Raw genomic sequence first — 17,586 nt, forward strand, 5'->3', positions numbered from 1 at the left:
ATCGAGGTCTCAGCTCGCCGAGAATGTCCTCCGAGCACGCTCCGGCTCACGGGGCCACGACAGCGTCTACCACCAAGTCCGCCCAGGATTCGTCGTACCGATCGAAGCGCGGAAATCCCTCTCCCGGGCGCGCCGTCCAGTGGTATTGCACCCCGGGGTTGTGTTCAGCGTAGCGGTCCTTGACGAAGATGTGAGGACTGCCTTGCACCGGCAGCGCCGCCGCGGTGTGCCAGTGCGTGAATACCTCCGCGTAACCCTTCCCCTGCTCAAGAGCCGATTCGAGAGCGGGCAAGTACAGCGAAGGACACCCTGCAGCAGCCGCAAGGATCTCGGAGTGCACACTGATCGACCGGCCGTGGATGTAAAACGCCTGACGTAGAGCATGGTCTAGTTCGTCACTGGCGCGTAGGCCACCGACGCTGAGCGCCTTCGCAGCCTGAACGGCGGCCATGGCTGGCACGGTGGAGACCACGTATTGCCAATCGGGAGCAGTCCAAGGCTGCCAACCGAGAGCCGGCACCAGTCCGGCGATGGCAGTCACCTCGACATCGATGATGCCCTTCGGCGTGCCGCGCTTGTTGAAGAGCTCCAGCGGAAAGGCGCGGTGGTCGATGGCAACGTCAACGTCTCGCTGCAGCACTCGGGAACGCAGAGTCTGCAGGGCAAGACTCGCCCACGGACAACCGATGTCGGACCAGACGGTGATGACGCCATCCGTGGTGTTGACCAGCGCTGGGTTCTGGAAGGGGTCGCCAGGATGCTCGGCACCGTGGTCGATTCCGGTCGTCACGATCAGGTCGTCCGTCGGCGATACAGCACGGTGGCCAACGCGACCCCGGCGATAAGAGCGCCACCGTTCACATAGTCGTTCACGTAGGGATCAACCCCGGCCAGGCTCAGCCCATTGTTCAGTACGGCGAGGAAGTAGACAGCGATGATCGTGCCCCAGACGTTGAAACGCCCTGGACGAACCGACGCGGCACTCAAGAACGCCGCTGCGAATGCCGGCAGCGTGAAGGTCATTCCGACGTTGGGCGAGGCACCGCCCGCGCGGGAGACATACAGGAGACCACCCAATCCGCAGAGAAGCCCCCCGGCGGCGAACGTCACCGCGCGGAGACCATCAGTGCGGAGGCCAACAAGCTTCGCAGCTTCCATGTTGGAGCCCACAGCGTAGATCTGGCGACCCAGAGAAGTGTGATTGAGCACGAAGTAGGTGATACCCGCGATCACGAGGAGGGTGATGAAGATGATCGGAACGCCGGCCACGAGTCCCGTTCCGAAGTTGGTGAGAGACTGGGGGATGTCGCTCGCAGGCGCGAGGCCGCCGGTGCGCTGGAGGACGATGCCCCCCAGGATCGTGGACATACCCAAGGTCGCAATGACTCCGTTGACATGCAGCCGGGTGACGATCAGAGCGTTGACCGCACCGATCGCAAGCCCGATGGTCAGCGCGAGGACTACCGCAGCCAGCACATTGCCTTCGGATGAGACGTATGCCGCCACCACGATGGCGGCGAGGCCCGCGATGTTGCCGACGGAGAGGTCGAACTCTTGGCAGAGGAGCGGGAGCAGCAGTCCGAGCGAGATCACGCCAATGACAGCCTGGCTGGCAAGCAGGATGCGCATGTTGGCTACGGTGGGAAACGTGGATGACGTCTCCGGCCAGAAGCAGAAGAACAGGGCAATCACGACCAGGAGGACCAGGAGAGCATAGGCCTCAAGGAAGTCCACGAAGCGTGCCTTGCCAGTGCGGGCTCGCGCAGCCTTGCGCTTCTGCTCCGCTTCGGCGACGCCTGTAGGAGCCGGCAACGTCTCGGCGTCCGGTGACGCGACGGGCGCGTCGGTGGTGTCTTGCGTGTGACTCATAATGCCTTCTCCTGTGCGTACACGATGTCGTTAAGGATGTCCTCAGTCAGAGGCCCGTCGACGCTGTCGACGATCTCGCCGCCGCTGATGACCACGGCGCGTTGAGCCAGTGCCGCCAGCTCCCCGAAGTCCGAGGAGACCACCAGCACGGCCGTACCGGCCGACGCTGCGGCGCGCACCAGTTCGTGGATCTCGTTGCGAGCCCCGATGTCGACGCCCTGCGTCGGCTCGTCCAACAGCAGAACGTCTGGACGACGTTGCAGCCATCTCGCCAGGATGACCTTCTGCTGATTGCCGCCTGAAAGGGATGTCAACGGCGCAGTGGTGCTCGGCGCACGGACTCCGAACTCCTGGATCAGTCGCTTGGCCGCCTTCCGCTCTCTCGAAGGGCGGATCCAACCCGCGCGCGCATGTTCGCTGAGCGACGTGATCGACAGATTCTCAGCAATGCTGAGCTCCGGCAGTGCCGCTTCGCGCAAACGGTTCTCGGGGACAAGAGCCAAGCCCCTCTTCATTGAGGTCCGCATGTCGGACGATGGCACCGTGCCCGACCGGACCGCGACCTCGAAGTCGTCCCTATGCGCGGCCCCGAAGATCTGCTTCAACATGCGCGAGCGCCCCGACCCGAGTAGGCCTGCGATGCCCACGATCTCGCCGGCCCGGACCAGCAACATCTCCTTCTTTAGACCGGTCGCAGTTCGACGACGCAGCGTAAGCGCCGTCTCCCGGGAACCCGCTACCTGGGAGAGGGGAACACCGCTCGCCACCACGTCGTTGCCACGCCGCGGGCGCAGCGCGGGCTGCGCAGACGCCGAGCCGGTGATGCCGGCCACGAGTGTGTCGTGGCTGATGGCTGCACCGGTGAGGCGTGACGCGACGCTGCCGTTGCGGAGTACCGTCACCTCGTTGGTGATGGCGGTGACCTCTTCGAGCCGATGTGAGACATAGATGATCGTCTGGCCGTCGGCGGCGTACTTCCGCAAGGCCGTGAGGAGCACGTCGACCTCATGCTTCGGCAGACTGGCCGTCGGCTCGTCCAGAACCAGCACGCCACGTTCGGCGGTGTCATCTTGATCCTGGAGCGCCCGGGCGATCGCCACCATCATCTGTGCTGCAGGGGATAGGCGGACCAGATGGGCGTCGGCGGCGACGTCGATCTCGAACCGGTCGAGCACTTGCCTGGCCCGTGCCTTCTGTGCCCTCCAGTTGATTGACTTGACGGCCGTCGACTCGAAGCCGCGACCGAGCGCCAAGTTCTCAGCGACCGAGAGGTCCGGGAAGGTCGAGTTCTGCTGGTGGACGAAGTGAAGTCCGGATGCCTTCGCCCGCGAGGGCGTGTGGGACCGCGCGTCGATCCAGTCGCCATTCAGCGCCAGCTTGCCCTCGTCAGGCGTGACGACACCCGCCAACATCTTGATCAAGGTGGACTTCCCAGACCCGTTGCCACCCATCAGACCATGGATGGCACCAGTCGTGACCTTCAGCGAAACCCGATCGAGAGCGCGAGTGGCGCCGTAGGTCTTGCTGACGTCCAGGACGGCGAGCGCAACCTTCCTCGCCTGCTCCGCCTGGGTGTGCTCCGTGGTGGTGTGTTCGTTCATTGGTACTCCTGGGGTGGCTGCTCTGCACACGGGCCGCTGCTTGGTCCGGCTATCGGTACCGTCCCGACCCTCCCGGCGAAAAGACACGCAACTGTGGATCCTGGGGAACGAGTTGGGCTATTCGGTTCCGGACAATGCGAGACCACCGTTTGACGTCTTCCGGGTGTTGCGACTCACATCGACTCGGGTTCATCACTGAACGCGATCGAATGCGACCTCCGCCAGAGCGTCTCGGGCGGGACGGGCACCTTGATCGTGCGCACACCTTCGCCAAAGGCATCGTCTATGGCGCCCGCGATGGCCGCGCCCACAGCGATGAGGCCGACCTCCCCCAAGCCCTTGGCCCCGAACGGGTTGTTGGGTGTAGGCGCGTCCTCCGTCATGAAGAAGTCGACATCTGGCACGTCCAGCGAAGTCGGCAGAAGGTAGTCCATGAAGGACGTGGCCAACGGTTGACCGGATTCGTCGTACAGGAACTCCTCGTAGAGGGCACCTCCGATGCCTTGCGCTGCCGCACCGATCACTTGGCCGCGGGTGGTCATTGGATTGATCGCTCGTCCGGCCTCGGTGCTGGTAAGGAAACGCCTCAAGGTGTGACCTCCCGTGGCGGGATCAATCTCGATCTGCACGAGAGTGACCCCGTAGGGATAGTTCATGTGCTCATCCAGGTAGACGGCCTGCGCGCCGAGGCCTGGCTCGTCGTTGGCCAACCTCGCGGACCATCCGTCCCACCGTCCGGCGATCTCGGCGAGACTCAACCCCTGCTGCTCGAGCCCGGACACCACGATGCGGCCATCGACGAGGATCAGATCGTCCACATTTGCTTCCAGCATCTCGCTGGCGAGCCTCTTGGCCTTGGCTAGCGTGTCGAGGGCCGCCTGACGCGCCGCTCCTCCGGCCAGAACGGTCGAGCGACTCGACCAGGAGCCGACACCCTCGGGCACAAGCTCGGTGTCACCGTGAACGACGTCGATGAGCTCTGGATCGACTTGGAGTTCATCGGCAACGATCTGCGCCAGGACTGTTTCGATACCCTGTCCGACGGAAGATGCCCCAGTTCGAACTCTGATCCGTCCAGAGGCGTCTACGTCGATGGCGCTCGTCTCGTAGAGCCCAAGGCCAGCCTTGTCCATCAGCATGCCGATTCCGTTGCCGACTAAGCGGCCCTGCGCTCGGAGCTCTGCCGCCTCCCGCTCCCAATCGTCGAACCCCGCCGACTCGAGCGCTTTGTCCAAGTGGTCAACGACGTCACCCGAATCGAAGTGGTAGGGCTCGAAACAGATGTCCATGCCCGGCGCGAATGGAAGGTCGGCTTCGGTCAGCAGATTGCGGCGCCGAATCTCTACCTGCGAAATGCCGATCTGTTCGGCCGCGAGGTCGAGGAGCCGCTCGCGAGCGAAGGTCCCTTCGTACCTGCCTGGAGCACGGTAGGCGGACAGCGGCGTCTTGTTGGACACCACGACGTGAAGGAGCCCGTCGTACGCCGGCACTCGGTAGGGGCCTGGGACCATCCCGACTGTGATGTCGCTGACGAGAGGCTCGGCCTGCCGAATGAACGCTCCGTGGTTGTGCCAGATCTCGTCCTTCAAAGCCAGCAGGACCCCGTCGGCGTCGAAGGCCGCGGCCATTTCGTGCACCTGTTCGCGAGCGTGAGCGTTTGCCACCATGTGCTCGAGGCGATCTTCGGTCCACTTGACAGGACGTCCCAGACGCATGGCCGCCCAGCCCACCATGATGTATTCCGGAAAGACCCCGCCCTTCACACCGAAGTTCCCTCCGATGTCGACGTGTTTCATGCGCAGATCCGCGAGCGGGAGTTCGAGTACTTGCGCGATGAGGCGCTGACAGTCGTGGGTGTGGACCGGCCCCCACATGAAGAGTTGCTTGCGGCCGCGGTCGGGCTCTGCGATGCACCCTCTCGTCTCCATCGGCACCCCGGAATGACGACCGACCACGTAGCGACCCTTCACGACATGCGCTGCCTTCTTAAAGGCGTCCGCGACGTCGCCGTACGCCTTCACGATGCGAACGGCCTCGTTGGACTGCCCCTCGAAGAGTGGTTCGGCCTCATCGGTCAAGGCGTACTGAGGATCGAGCACCGGCGGAAGGAGGTCGTAGGTGACCTCCACCAGCCCGGCGGCGTCTTCAGCCAGATACGGCGTGTCAGCGATGACGGCGGCGACGGGTTGCCCGACGTACCGGACACGGTCACCGGCGAAGACCGGGTGCAGATAGTCGTCGATCTGCGGGTAAACCTCGTGGTAGCCGATCTGTTCCAGCGGCACTTCAGCATCGATGTCATCAGCCGTGATGACTAGCCGGACGCCGGGAGCCCGTCGGGCCGCAGAGGGCTCCACGGAGACGATGCGCGCATGGGCCTCAGATGAACGCACCACGCTCATGTACAGCTGCCCGTGAATATCGACATCGTCCACGAAACGCGCATCTCCCCGCAGGAGCCGCGCGTCCTCACGGCGACGCACGGGCTGTCCCACGTATCGCTTGGCTGAAGGGCCGAGACCACCGGAAGCGCCAGGTCTACTCACTGCTCGTCCTCACTTCTGTGCGATGTACCGAGACACGAAGTGTCGTCGCGGCGCCGTTGCTGCCGCTGCTCGCTGGCGGGAGAAGCGCATCCGCCCGATGGGCAGATCATGTACATATGCCTTCCCATTGCTAGGTGGGCGCCAAAGACATGCCTCGGATTCGCGGAACATGTAGACGGCCGACGGCTGCGCAGTCGGGAAGATGCTGCCTCCCGACCTATGGAGAAGAAATGACGACCGAGACCCCACAAGTCCCGACGGCCGAAGAAGAGATGCTGAACTGGGGCCGCCTGTTGATGGACGGTCTGCCGTTTGCCGACCTCCTGGCCGCACAGCGTCGGGACGCTGAGACGTCATGGTTCGACTTCTGGATGGCGAAGGCGGACGCGTACGAGGCCATGGGTGAGACCGCCCTGAAGGACGGCAACGACCTCACGGCCGGCTACTGGTTCTGGGTCGGATCGATGGCCGCGCAGTACGCGCAGTTCCTGTGGTTCGACGAACGCCGCCCGAAGGGCCAGCTCCGCAAGGCAGGGCTCTATCACCGCGCCGCTCCACTGCTCGACCCCCCGGCTGAGCGTGTGGACCTCCCTATCGACGACACCGTGATCATCGGCTACCTGCGCCGGCCCAAGGGGGCCGACGGGCCCGTCCCGTGCGCAGTGCTGCTCGGCGGCCTCGAGAGCACGAAGGAGGAGAGCTACATGTTCGAGAACCTCCTACTCGAGCGAGGCGTCGCCACCTTCACGTTCGACGGTCCCGGCCAGGGTGAGATGTTCGAGGACGTCGCACTCGCCGGCGACTACCACCGCTACACCTCACGGGTGGTCGACTACCTCGAGACCCTAGGGGTCACTATCGACGAGGATCGGATCGGAGTGCTGGGCCGCAGCCTGGGAGGACATTATGCGCTGCGTGCCGCCTCAATGGACGACCGCTTCCGTGCATGCGTCACCTGGGGTGGTTTCGTCCAGATGGACGACTGGGATTTCGAGTACCCCATGACCAAGCTCAGCTGGCAGTACGTAACGAAGTCGCCCGATCTGCCCACTGCGCAGGAGCGGGTGAAGGAAGCCATCGACGTACGCCCCGTGCTGGCTGGACTGAAGGTACCCACGTACGTGATGCACGGGGCCAAGGACGAGACTCCTCTCACCGAGCTGGATCTGTTGCAGGAGTACGCGGTCAACGCGGACATCACGATTGATCTCGAGCCCGAGGGCGATCACTGCTGCCACAACCTCGGTCCCGCCCCGCGCCTTCGCATGGCGGACTGGCTGGCGAACCAGCTTCGCCCCTGAACCGGCTCCGCGCGGCGTTCGCGACCGCCGCGTCGCGCGGGCCACACCACACCCCTCAGAGCAGCCGAGTAGCTGCAGAACGGTAGGAACTTCATGGATGAGATCAAGGCCGTCGAGTCTGGGACCGTCGAGCTGGAGACGTGGCAGCCCGACGGCGTCACCATTCACGAAGGAGACCCCAAGGGCCGGGGCTTCACGCTCTTCGAGAACTACGAGAGCGGAGCCCGGGCGACCGGGGTCTTCGAGTGTGAGCCGTCCAAGACTACCTACACGCTCGAATACAACGAGATCATCTATGTCCTGGAGGGCGAGGTCACGATCGAACTCGAGAACGGCTCACGCGTCGATCTCAGGGCGGGGATGCAGGCGTTCCTGCCAGCCGGCCACATCTCCACGTGGACCTTCCACACCAAGTTCCGCGAGGTCTGGGTGCTGGCCGACTGACATCGTGCGCATGAGCCGCGCTCGCCGCCCCGGTCATCACAGATGATCGGGGCGGAGCCCATTTGCGGCCGGCCACGTCCATCACCGCGACCAGCTCACGCCGAAGGCGGCGCATCTCGTACCGAGCACCACCGACCGTCCTTCCCAGCTCGGCTCCGCCAAGACTGGGACGACCGGGTCGCATTCGTCCCGGACGACGTGGCTTCCCCTGGGTTGCATCCCGCGGGCGCCACGAATTCGAACGCTGCCGGAGGCGATCGATCCGCTCTCTGACCGAGGCGGAAACCGCTCGCTGGCAAGGCGGCTCGCGACACTGAGCGTGACGCCTCGCGAGCGGAGCGCGTGGCGATCGGAGCGCGTGGCGATCGTCAATCGGCCGACCGATACGGCTCGCGACAACTATGGCGCCATAACGCTATCGAGCTACTACTACATGTAGTCGCTTGTGCACGTAAAGCTCGAACGCACCGTTCGAGCACGAGGGCTTAGGCGTCGCTGGCGGCCAGGCGAGAAGGAGCGTCCCGTGGAGTGGTGGGGTTTGAGGTCGGGCGGGTCGGCGTGAAGTGGGCGGCCATCGGCGGGATCTTCGGTGTGAAACGACCAAGTCACGCACTGAAGGAGAACCACCGATGGCCTTGTCCCAGTCTGCCCTGTCCGAGTTGCTCGAGGCGTTCCGTGCCGGTGATGGCGTGGACCTGATCTGTGAATCGGTCCGGGTCGCGTTGCAGGACCTGATCGAGCTCGAGGCCTCCGAGCGGATCGGCGCGGCGCCCTATGAGCGCACCGATGCCCGGGTGAGCGAACGCAACGGGCACCGGCCCCGGGTGCTGACCACGAAGGCCGGGGATGTCGAGCTGCGGATCCCCAAGCTCCGCAAGGGCTCGTTCTTCCCGGTCATCCTCGAGCCCCGCCGCCGCATCGACCAGGCGCTGTACGCGGTGGTGATGGAGGCCTACGTCCACGGTGTCAGCACACGCTCGGTCGACGATCTGGTTGAGGCGATGGGCGTCGATGCCGGGATCTCCAAGTCCGAGGTGTCCCGGATCTGCGCCGGGCTCGATGAGCAGGTCGGGGCGTTCCGCACCCGCGCCCTGGACCACACCGAGTTCCCCTACGTCTACCTCGACGCGACCTACCTCAACGTCCGCAACACCACCGGTCAGGTGACCTCGATGGCGGTCGTGGTGGCCACCGGGATCGCCGCAGACGGCTCCCGGGAGGTCCTCGGGCTCGACGTCGGGGACAGCGAGGACGAGACGTTCTGGCGTGGCTTCCTGACCGCGCTGAAGCAGCGCGGACTCCACGGCGTGCAGCTCGTGATCAGCGACCAGCACGCCGGGCTCGTCAAGGCGCTCAGGCGGTCCTTCCAAGGTGCCGGGCACCAGCGGTGCCGGGTCCACTTCGCCCGCAACCTGCTCGCCCACGTCCCCAAGTCCCACGGCGACATGGTGGCCGCGGTGTTCCGCACGATCTTCGCCCAACCCGACGCCGCCGCGGTCAGCCACGCCTGGGACGAGGTCCGCGACCAGCTCGCGAAGTCGTTCCCGAAGATCGGGCCGCTGATGGACGAGGCGAAGGCCGAGGTCACCGCGTTCACCGTCTTCCCGCGGGCGCACTGGCAGAAGATCTGGTCGACCAACCCGCTGGAGCGGTCAACAAGGAGATCAAGCGACGCTCCCGGGTGGTCGGGATCTTCCCCACCCCCGCCGCCGTGATCCGGCTCGTCGGAGCCGTCCTGGCCGACATGCACGACGAGTGGCAAGCCGGCGACCGCCGCTACCTCTCAGAAGCATCCATGGCGCTGCTCTACCCCGACAGCGATACTGGACTCATCGCCGCAATCGACAGCAGCGAATAGGCACCGAGGATCAACCTCAAAGCCCACCACCCCGCGGGGCTCTGCCAGGCGAGAGGAGCAAAGACCACTCGGAGTAGTAGCTCCGAAACTCTTCGAACAATCTCGCAGCAGATGGCCATGCCGACGTGTGATGACCTTGGAGCAAAGGCACTGTCGATTGGGACGACATCGGTCGCTTGCGTCGAAGAGCTGCGGCACCCGGTTTCCAGGGCTTGGTCTTAGCGTCCAGGGGAATGCGCTCGGGAGGCGCGTACCCGGCGGCAAACGCGCTGCTCAACGGCAGTCGCGACCGTGACCCGCGTGCCGCCCACCCGCAGCGCCTTGGCCTACTACATCCCGCCTTGCACGGTTGAGAAAGTCCGGTACCTCCTCCCAGTCAACCGACCGGCCGCGGCGACTCGCGATCACGGGCGCGGGCTGGCCGGTGCAGTTGCGGAAACATTGGCGCTGCACGTCGGCTCTGGGACAACGGCGCCGCGGGGTCAGATCCTGCGTCCGGGGTTAGCCCCTCGCGGGGCCCGACCCCCGGGTTCTTGGACACGCTGAATCCAGCAGGTGCTGGGAAGCGGATGATCGAAGAACCATGGCCAGGAAGAACTCCTCCGAGGAGCTCCGTCGTCAGGCCGTCGACTTGATACTAGTCCACGCCGGGGCCACGGTCCGCGGCATCGCCGATGACCCCTGGCATCGTGCGCGGCACGCTGCGCCACTGGCTCGAGGTGTACGGGACCGGGAAGAAGACCGCTGCCGACGGGACGTTGACCTCCAGCCCCCTGCAGTCCACGACCACAACGACGACCTCGTTCGGCACCCGCGAACGAGACGCCGGCGCAGAAGGTCGCCCGGCTCGAGGCGTCCACGATGTCGTAGCCCACGTCGCGAGCGCGCACCGCGGCCGCTCACGAAGGCACGCTGGACGCGCCCGATGTCGTCCAGGGTCATGACTGTCGGGGTCCCCGGTGGGTACCACGGGGCGTCGTTCCGATGATGGGCCCGAGGCGGAGAGCGCAGGTTCACGTGAGAGCCGGCGTAGCGCCTGAGCGCCGCCGTGATGCAGCTCAATGCCGGCGAGAGCGCCAAGAGCGTGGTCGGAGTCCACCATCAACTTATGGCGACAGGCGTCTTCCTCGTCCCAAAGATCGCTCGAGTACCACGGCCACTCACTCACCGCTGGGGCCGACACTAGGGAACTTCGTGGACACGGCCGCCCACCCGCCCTCCGCGCGAGCCGCCCGGTAAGCGGCCCAGGTGGTCGGCCGGAAGGTCCCGAACGCGGTGCGGTGGAGCCCTTGTAGAACCGGTTGCGAAGCGTCTTGGGCCCGATGACGACTGGGTCGAAGAGGGTCTCGTAATGGTCAGCCGTTGACATGGATGTCGACCATCTCAGCCATCCTTTGGGAGCTGGTTTCGGCGCTCATGGCGTGGCAGGGGCGCTGGTCTTCGATGTTGGCGCCAGGGGGAGTCGGTGAACGAGCTCGCCGTCGTAGTCCTCCTCGCGCCATCCAAGGATTCGCTGCTCCCGAATGAAGGGCAGCGGGGTGGCCGGGTCCGGCGCATCGATCTCGCGGGCCAGCCGGTGACCGTCAAAGACTGCTTCGGCGATAACTCGTGGCTCTACACAGTCGCCAATGCGAAAGACCTCGATGCCGTTCTCACGGAGAACTTCGGCCTGGCCTGTGAGTTCATCGTACAGCCCGCTGCGGGAACGACGCTGGGTTACGAGCACGATGCTGCTTGCCGGCCAGGTGGCTGTCAGGCCGGAGTGGTAACTGTGGTGGCCTGTCACCAAGCCGGGCCTGATCGACGTCACCACATGACTCGGCACAACTTCGACGCCGAGTTCAAGCAGACTGTGCACCATTCGCTCGCCCTCGTCGGTGTAGAACAGGTACGAGCCGACCTGGTCACCCGGGCAGACGAGCGTGACCTTCTTGCCTTGTGCCGCCAGCCTCTCGGCGATGCTGGAGCCCATGTAGTAGCCGTCGCAGTCATACACGACCACCCTGTCGCCGAGGCCTTGTCGTTGCTCGATCATGATGGACTCGGGCGTAAACACCATCTGTCGGTGGTCCTTGGCACCGTCAATCGGAGCGTGGGTGATCGGGTTGTTCCCGGTGGCGTCCCATTCGGCTCCGGTGGCGACCACAACGGTCTGGGCTCCGTAGTCTAGGATGGCCTCGACATCCATGGGCTGGTTGGTCAGCACGGTGACGTTGTTGAGCTTCGACAGCTGTGCCTCGCGGTATTCGACGACACGCCGCCAAGTGCGTAGCCCCGGCAACTGGGACACCCAGTTGACGTGGCCGCCGACCTCCGCGTCCTTGTCGACAAGATGAACGTTGTGGAATCCACGTTCTCCCAGCACCCGAGCACACTCCAGCCCGGCTGGGCCAGCGCCGACAATCAGAATGGGCTCCTCAGCACGAGGCGAAGCATTGAACTTCTCCGGATGCCAGCCCCGCCGATACTCCTCGCCCACGGTCGCGTTCTGAGTGCACACGATCCGACCACCCCCGTTGTTGAAACGGGAGACGCAGATGTTGCAGCCGATGCACTCACGAATGTCTTCGCCACGTCCCTCCCGGATCTTCGTCGGGATGAAGGGATCAGCAATTGCGGGACGCGCTGCCGCGATGATGTCGATGACCCCGTCCCTCACTACTCGTGCCATCAGTTCCGGGTCGGTGAACCGACCCACAGCTGCGATGGGCTTCTTGGCGTACGGCCGGACCTGTTCGATGTATTCGCGCTGCCAGAACGGTTCGAAGAACCGCGACGAGCTCGCGTCGTCGGTCATGGATCCGACCTGCATGTCCCAAAGGTCGACCATGTCATCCAGGAGTTCGACTACCGCGACGCCGTCCTCGTTAACCCTGAAGGCCCGATCGGACTCATCGGTGAACGAGTCAAGGCAGAAGCCCGCCACGATGGCGCAGTCGTCGCCAACGGCCTCACGAACCTGCTCGATCGTCTCGCGCCAGAACCTGGTGCGGTTTTCGATGGACCCGCCGTACTCGTCGGTGCGGTGGTTCCAGTGGCGCCAGAGGAACTGCAGGGGGAGCGAGAAACTTGCCCGAGCGGAAACCTGGACTAGATCGAACCCGATGTTGCGGGCCCGGATGGCAGCGTCGACGTATGCCTTCTGAATTCGGCGGATGTCGCTCTTGTTCATCTCGTAGCACGAGTGACCAGACAACGCGCTGGTGACCTGCGAGGGCCCACCTGCCGGAAGCCGCGTCACAAAACCAGTGTGATCGGGGCCCATGTAGACGAGCTGAACGCCGGCCAATGCCCCGAACTCGTGGACGCGCTCGACCATGAGCCGGAGGTTGGCCTCGTCGCGGTGGTCTATGAGCCGGGCTTGGACCCAAGGCGCATCGTCGCTTTCCGCGTCGACCGCGCAGTACTCGGTGTTGACCGCGGCCCAGCCGCCCTCGGCGCGCATGCCCCGGAGATAGGCCTGAGCTCCGGGGTAATCAACACCCAGACCGGAGCAATGGGGGGAAACGTAGAACCGATTGCGGAACATCTTGGGGCCGACCTGGATCGGTTCGAACAGCGGCGCATGGCGCGGGTCGATGGTCATGGTCGGAACCTAGCCGGATTCTCTGCGGGCACTTTGTCAGGTTGGACCAAGTTCAGTGTCGCCTTCTGCTGGATACGGTCGGTCTGAATCGGCCTGACTCGAGCTGAACCGCCGACGACAGCGATGAGAGCGAGCACGAACCCGAAGACCTGAATCGAGTTGAGGCGCTCTCCCAGAAGCATCCCCATGAGCGCTGCCACGAGCGGTGACACCAGGCCGAGTAGGGCGGCAGAGGTCACCGGCAGGCGGCCGATACCTCTAAACCACAATGCGTAGGCGAGTAGGCCGCCGATCGCGCCGAGCCACAAATACCCCGCTGCACTTGAGATGCCCACATGCGAGGGCAGACCTTCGACGAGAAGCGTGGCGGGCAGCAGGGCAAGCCCACCTACGGCCAGTTGCCATGCGGCGAAGCTGATTGGACTGATCCCGGCCGGCCGTCCCCATCGCTTCGTGAGCGTCATCCCGACCCCCATGGCGCATGCGCCGACTAGCCCCGCGAGGATCCCGAACGGGTCGAACCCGACATCCGGCCCGAGGACGACGAGACCCACACCCACCAGGCCGACGACACCCCAGGCAAGCCGCAAGAGTGACAGTCGCTCGCCGAGCATCACGACCGCAAGCCCAGTCACGAACAGAGGCTGAGCGGCTCCCAGGGTCGCGGCGACCCCGCCCGGCAGTCGTTCCGCTGCGATGAACAACAACGGAAAGAAGGACCCGATGTTGAGCATGCCGAGTACAGCTGCCTTCCACCACCAGTCTCGCCTGGGCAGGACTCGGGTCAGGAGTATCGCCAGCAGCCCTATCGGGAGGGAGCGCATCAGCGCTGCGAACAGTGGGCGGTTCGCAGGCAACAGTTCGGTTGTGACGGAGTATGTCGTCCCCCAGACCATCGGCGCGATTGCTGTGGCGGCGGTCAACGCCAGTTGGTGGCTGACACGTAGTGCGTCCCCTACGGTGACGCGCGTCACCCCCGCGGGGGTGACAGGGTCTTCGGCAATTGCACTCACTCTGCGAGTCTTGGCCCTGGTCATCAATCAGTCCAACGCAGGGTTGCGATGGAACCGATCGTTCCTCATGATTGATGGGTGGATCTTCAACAGATGCGGTACGTCCTGGCAGTCGCCGACGCCCGGAACTTCACCAGGGCCGCGGAGCAGTGCTTCGTCGTCCAGTCAGCACTCAGCCAGCGCATCGCCAACCTTGAGCGCGAGCTCGGCGTAGCGCTGTTCGCCCGCACCAGTCGCCGTGTCGAGCTGACCGCGGCTGGCCAGGCGTTCATCCCACCAGCGCGTCAGTGTCTTGAGGCTGCCGACCGGGCCGCAGCCGAAGCTGCTGCGGCCGTAGGGCAAGTGCGGGGTCGGCTCACCATCGGCGTGATCCCAAACGTGGCAGCCGTCGACCTGCCCGATGTCCTACGGCGGGTCCGGGAGAAGTACCTTGCGGTTCGCATCGAGTTGCGGGTCGGCGCAAGTGACTGGCTGGCAGAACAGGTTGTCGCAGGGAATCTCGATGTTGCATTTCTGGGCCTCCCCGAGAACCAGAAGCCCGTCGGCGTGAGCTTCCGCGCATTGGCCAGCGATCGCCATGTTGCGGTCCTACCGGTCGACCACCATCTCGCGGGGCGCGCCGAGGTCGGCCTAGCGGACCTGTCCGACGAAGCGTTCGCGGACTTTCCCTACGGTTCACCGGGCCGCGCCCAAGGAGATTATGCCTTTGCCTCCGCAGAGATCCGACGAGACGTCGCATACGAGGTCGTTTCCGCCGACCTGATGCTGGATCTCGTCAGGCATGGGCTTGCGGTGGCATTGCTGCCATCGATGTCCGTAAACCCCATGCCCGAGCTGGCCATCGTCTCAGTTACTGACGGCCCTGGCCGCGTCGAGTACCTCGCTTGGAGCGACTTCAATCCCAGCCCGGCGACCCGTGCATTTCTCGACATTCTAGCGGACGAGGCAAGCCCGGGAACCGGGCACGACGTGCATCGTTCCGCTTTACCAGCGATCCGCGGATCCGATCCGACCTGACTCATCTTTCGTTCGATTCGAGATCACCGACTTGTCCGCGACACGAGGCAGAGGGCCCGGAGCAGTTGCCAGGCGCGGAGAGATCCTCCAGGTGGGTTGCTGGGGGCGCTCTTGTGTCATGTGACAAGCGCTCGCAGTCAATGGCGCGTTTTGTTCAGTGGCTCGGCCTTCCGTCGTGTTGCAGTGTGGTCTCGCTGAGTCCATGAGAAACCCACATCCCCACCACTGAAGGTTGGCGTTACCGCATGAAGGAGCCCAGCACGATGGCACCCCTTACCGGCACCGCAGTCAGCGGCACGATCTCGCTGGCGGAGATTCCGTGGCCCGCTCCCGTGGCGGTGCCCAACGCTGTCGAGGGCACGCCGATGTCTCGGATCGTCTACCTGGTGGACGACACGAGCCGTCAGGCGGGCATCTGGAGTTGCTCCACGGGAGCCTTCGAGTCCAACCATTGCGGATATGTGGAGTGTGTGCACATAGTCGACGGCGCAGCGGAGTTGCGGGGCGAGGACGGCACGGTGTGGAAGGTCGGGCCCGGCACCCTGCTGGTGATCCCGGATGGCTGGGTCGGGACTTGGCACGTGACCAAACCGATCACCAAGTCGTTCGCCATCTTCCGCGCGGCCCCTGAGGCCGGCCCCGCTACCTCGTGCTGAGCCGGGGCCACAGGGCGAGGTGGACCTCGATCCGGACCTGGACTACGACGGAGCATCAATCACGTTCGTGGCCTCCAGGGCGCTGCGGCCGTCCAGCCTTGGTACCTCCTGCGTTGTCGCGGTGTACAACGATCTACGGCGGTCTTGACCGCAAGACGCATTGGCTTTGGCAACCAGCGGTGAGATCTTCGGACGACCGAGGTCGGTTCGCGGGACGAACATCCCTCCCAACTCCATCGAATCCAGAGATTCCCGAGAGAGATCACCAATGCGCGATCAGCAGGCCCACGCGGCGGCCACCCCCAGCTTCTGGCACGAGGATGCAGACCTCGACTGGGCCCCGAAGGGACCCCTCGACGGTGACCTCGATGTCGACGTGGCAATCGTGGGCGGCGGGTACACCGGCCTGTGGACCGCCTACTACCTGGCGAAGGCGGATCCGAGTCTGCGCATCGCCATCCTCGAGAAGTACTTCGTGGGCTTTGGCGCCTCCGGGCGCAACGGCGGTTGGTGCTCGGCAATCTTTCCGACGACCCTTCGGAAGGTGGCGGCCGACAGCTCGCGTTCGGCGGCCGTACGGATGCAGGAGGCGATGTTCGAGACCGTCAAGGAGGTCGGGGAGGTCGTTGTAGCCGAGGGGATCGAATGTGACTTCCAGCCCGGCGGGTACGTCTCGGTCGCCCGCAACGAGGCACAATGGGTCAGAAGCCAACGAGAGGTCGATGGCTGGCGTGCCTGGGGATTCGGTGAGGAACACTTCAGGATGCTCACCCCGGATGAGGCCGCCGAGAGGGTCGCAACCTCACACACTCTCGGCGGGACCTTCACTCCCCACTGTGCTGTGGTTCAGCCGGCGAAGCTAGTGCGCGGGCTCGGCGACGTGGTTCGAGCCCTCGGAGTGAGGATCTTCGAGGCGACGGAGGTTCGGGAGATCCACAGTGGCGGCCTATCGACCGCTCGCGGCACCGTGCGAGCCGATGTCGTCGTCCGCGCGACCGAGGGCTACACGGCCCAGCTCAAGGGTGCACGCCGCGAGGTCGTCCCGATGTACTCCCTGATGGTCGCGACTGCCCCGTTGCCGGAGGAGATCTGGCAGGAGATCGGGCTGCGGGAGCGTGAGACATTCAGCGACAAACGTCACCTGCGGATCTACGGTCAGCGCACTCGCGATGGGCGAATAGCTTTCGGCGGGCGCGGTGCGCCGTATCACTTCGGCTCGCGGGTGAAGCCCGAGTTCGACGACGACAGGCGAGTTCACGAAATGCTCCGCAACATCCTGGTTGACCTGCTCCCGACCATCAGGGGTGTGGAATTCACTCACGCTTGGGGTGGGAATCTAGGCATCCCGCGAGACTGGTACCCGTCGGTGGGTTACGACCGTAGTTCCGGAATCGGGCATGCGGGTGGCTACGTCGGCGACGGGGTCGCGACAGCGAACCTTGCGGGCCGGACTCTCGCCGCCGAAATCCTCGATCTGGAGAACGACGTGCGCTCGCTACCTTGGGTCGGTCGAACCACCCCCCGCTGGGAACCCGAGCCACTACGTTGGATAGGCGTGAACGCCGGAACCGCCGCCTTCAACATCGCCGACCGCACGGAGGCGCGGTTCGGGAAGCCGTCACGATTGGCTTCCGGTCTCTGGAAAGTGCTGGGTCACTGATTGTAAGTGCTAGCCACGTCCGTGGCTGGCACGGC

Annotated in this window: 11 protein-coding genes and 2 pseudogenes; 7 read left to right on the forward strand and 6 right to left on the reverse strand. The window is 64.8% G+C overall.

What is annotated here, in order from left to right; translation table 11 throughout:
• Window positions 1-46: 46 nt before the first annotated feature.
• The 4 genes from NOCA_RS04510 to NOCA_RS04525 all read right to left on the reverse strand — a co-directional run bounded on the left by NOCA_RS04510 (window position 47) and on the right by NOCA_RS04525 (window position 6,016).
• Entirely contained in the window at window positions 47-790 is a 744-nt protein-coding gene (locus NOCA_RS04510) for a DsbA family oxidoreductase (RefSeq protein ID WP_011754092.1), read from the reverse strand.
• 2 nt (window positions 791-792) lie between these two features.
• On the reverse strand, window positions 793-1,869 hold the full coding sequence (locus tag NOCA_RS04515; RefSeq protein WP_011754093.1) for an ABC transporter permease: 1,077 nt from the start codon (window positions 1,867-1,869) through the stop codon (window positions 793-795).
• Complete coding sequence (locus NOCA_RS04520) at window positions 1,866-3,470, reverse strand: sugar ABC transporter ATP-binding protein (protein WP_011754094.1); 1,605 nt, start codon at window positions 3,468-3,470, stop codon at window positions 1,866-1,868. The genes NOCA_RS04515 and NOCA_RS04520 overlap by 4 nt, the downstream gene beginning before the upstream one ends.
• 173 nt (window positions 3,471-3,643) lie before the next feature.
• Entirely contained in the window at window positions 3,644-6,016 is a 2,373-nt protein-coding gene (locus NOCA_RS04525) for a xanthine dehydrogenase family protein molybdopterin-binding subunit (protein WP_011754095.1), read from the reverse strand.
• A gap of 230 nt (window positions 6,017-6,246) precedes the next feature.
• Between NOCA_RS04525 and NOCA_RS04530 the strand changes: the two genes are divergently transcribed.
• From NOCA_RS04530 to NOCA_RS26960, 4 genes and pseudogenes are all read left to right on the forward strand, one after another.
• Window positions 6,247-7,317 carry an alpha/beta hydrolase family protein gene (locus NOCA_RS04530; RefSeq protein WP_140404161.1) on the forward strand — a complete coding sequence of 357 codons (1,071 nt, stop codon included), beginning with the start codon at window positions 6,247-6,249 and terminating at the stop codon, window positions 7,315-7,317.
• A 93-nt stretch (window positions 7,318-7,410) separates the two neighbouring features.
• A complete protein-coding gene (locus NOCA_RS04535; protein WP_011754097.1) occupies window positions 7,411-7,761 on the forward strand; it encodes a cupin domain-containing protein in 351 nt (116 codons plus the stop codon).
• Window positions 7,762-8,390: 629 nt separating this feature from the next.
• Window positions 8,391-9,619, forward strand: a pseudogene (locus NOCA_RS04540) (IS256 family transposase).
• A 583-nt stretch (window positions 9,620-10,202) separates the two neighbouring features.
• A pseudogene (locus NOCA_RS26960) lies at window positions 10,203-10,474 on the forward strand (IS3-like element ISTesp3 family transposase); the annotation flags it as partial.
• A 559-nt stretch (window positions 10,475-11,033) separates the two neighbouring features.
• On the opposite strand, the gene NOCA_RS04545 reads toward NOCA_RS26960, so the two are convergent.
• Window positions 11,034-13,205, reverse strand: a complete 2,172-nt coding sequence (locus NOCA_RS04545; protein ID WP_011754099.1) for an oxidoreductase — start codon at window positions 13,203-13,205, stop codon at window positions 11,034-11,036.
• The gene (locus tag NOCA_RS04550; RefSeq protein WP_011754100.1) at window positions 13,202-14,242 is read right to left on the reverse strand and encodes an EamA family transporter; all 1,041 of its coding nucleotides are present in this window, start codon (window positions 14,240-14,242) and stop codon (window positions 13,202-13,204) included. The genes NOCA_RS04545 and NOCA_RS04550 overlap by 4 nt, the downstream gene beginning before the upstream one ends.
• 69 nt (window positions 14,243-14,311) lie before the next feature.
• Between NOCA_RS04550 and NOCA_RS04555 the strand changes: the two genes are divergently transcribed.
• The 3 genes from NOCA_RS04555 (at window position 14,312) to NOCA_RS04565 (ending at window position 17,551) form a co-directional block, all read left to right on the forward strand.
• Entirely contained in the window at window positions 14,312-15,235 is a 924-nt protein-coding gene (locus NOCA_RS04555; protein ID WP_011754101.1) for a LysR family transcriptional regulator, read from the forward strand.
• A 245-nt stretch (window positions 15,236-15,480) separates the two neighbouring features.
• Entirely contained in the window at window positions 15,481-15,891 is a 411-nt protein-coding gene (locus NOCA_RS25460) for a cupin domain-containing protein (protein ID WP_049774216.1), read from the forward strand.
• 268 nt (window positions 15,892-16,159) lie between these two features.
• Window positions 16,160-17,551 carry an NAD(P)/FAD-dependent oxidoreductase gene (locus tag NOCA_RS04565; protein WP_011754103.1) on the forward strand — a complete coding sequence of 464 codons (1,392 nt, stop codon included), beginning with the start codon at window positions 16,160-16,162 and terminating at the stop codon, window positions 17,549-17,551.
• Window positions 17,552-17,586 lie beyond the last annotated feature (35 nt).

The sequence above is a fragment of the Nocardioides sp. JS614 genome, assembly GCF_000015265.1.
GTDB lineage: Bacteria > Actinomycetota > Actinomycetes > Propionibacteriales > Nocardioidaceae > Nocardioides.

What these genes read in the sequence shown, in the direction of transcription:
- NOCA_RS04515 (WP_011754093.1), bottom strand. Translation starts at nt 1,869, where the DNA reads ATGAGTCACACGCAAGACACCACCGACGCGCCCGTCGCGTCACCGGAC.
- NOCA_RS04520 (WP_011754094.1), bottom strand. Translation starts at nt 3,470, where the DNA reads ATGAACGAACACACCACCACGGAGCACACCCAGGCGGAGCAGGCGAGG.
- NOCA_RS04530 (WP_140404161.1), top strand. Translation starts at nt 6,247, where the DNA reads ATGACGACCGAGACCCCACAAGTCCCGACGGCCGAAGAAGAGATGCTG.
- NOCA_RS04535 (WP_011754097.1), top strand. Translation starts at nt 7,411, where the DNA reads ATGGATGAGATCAAGGCCGTCGAGTCTGGGACCGTCGAGCTGGAGACG.
- NOCA_RS04545 (WP_011754099.1), bottom strand. Translation starts at nt 13,205, where the DNA reads ATGACCATCGACCCGCGCCATGCGCCGCTGTTCGAACCGATCCAGGTC.
- NOCA_RS04550 (WP_011754100.1), bottom strand. Translation starts at nt 14,242, where the DNA reads ATGACCAGGGCCAAGACTCGCAGAGTGAGTGCAATTGCCGAAGACCCT.
- NOCA_RS04555 (WP_011754101.1), top strand. Translation starts at nt 14,312, where the DNA reads ATGCGGTACGTCCTGGCAGTCGCCGACGCCCGGAACTTCACCAGGGCC.
- NOCA_RS25460 (WP_049774216.1), top strand. Translation starts at nt 15,481, where the DNA reads ATGAAGGAGCCCAGCACGATGGCACCCCTTACCGGCACCGCAGTCAGC.
- NOCA_RS04565 (WP_011754103.1), top strand. Translation starts at nt 16,160, where the DNA reads ATGCGCGATCAGCAGGCCCACGCGGCGGCCACCCCCAGCTTCTGGCAC.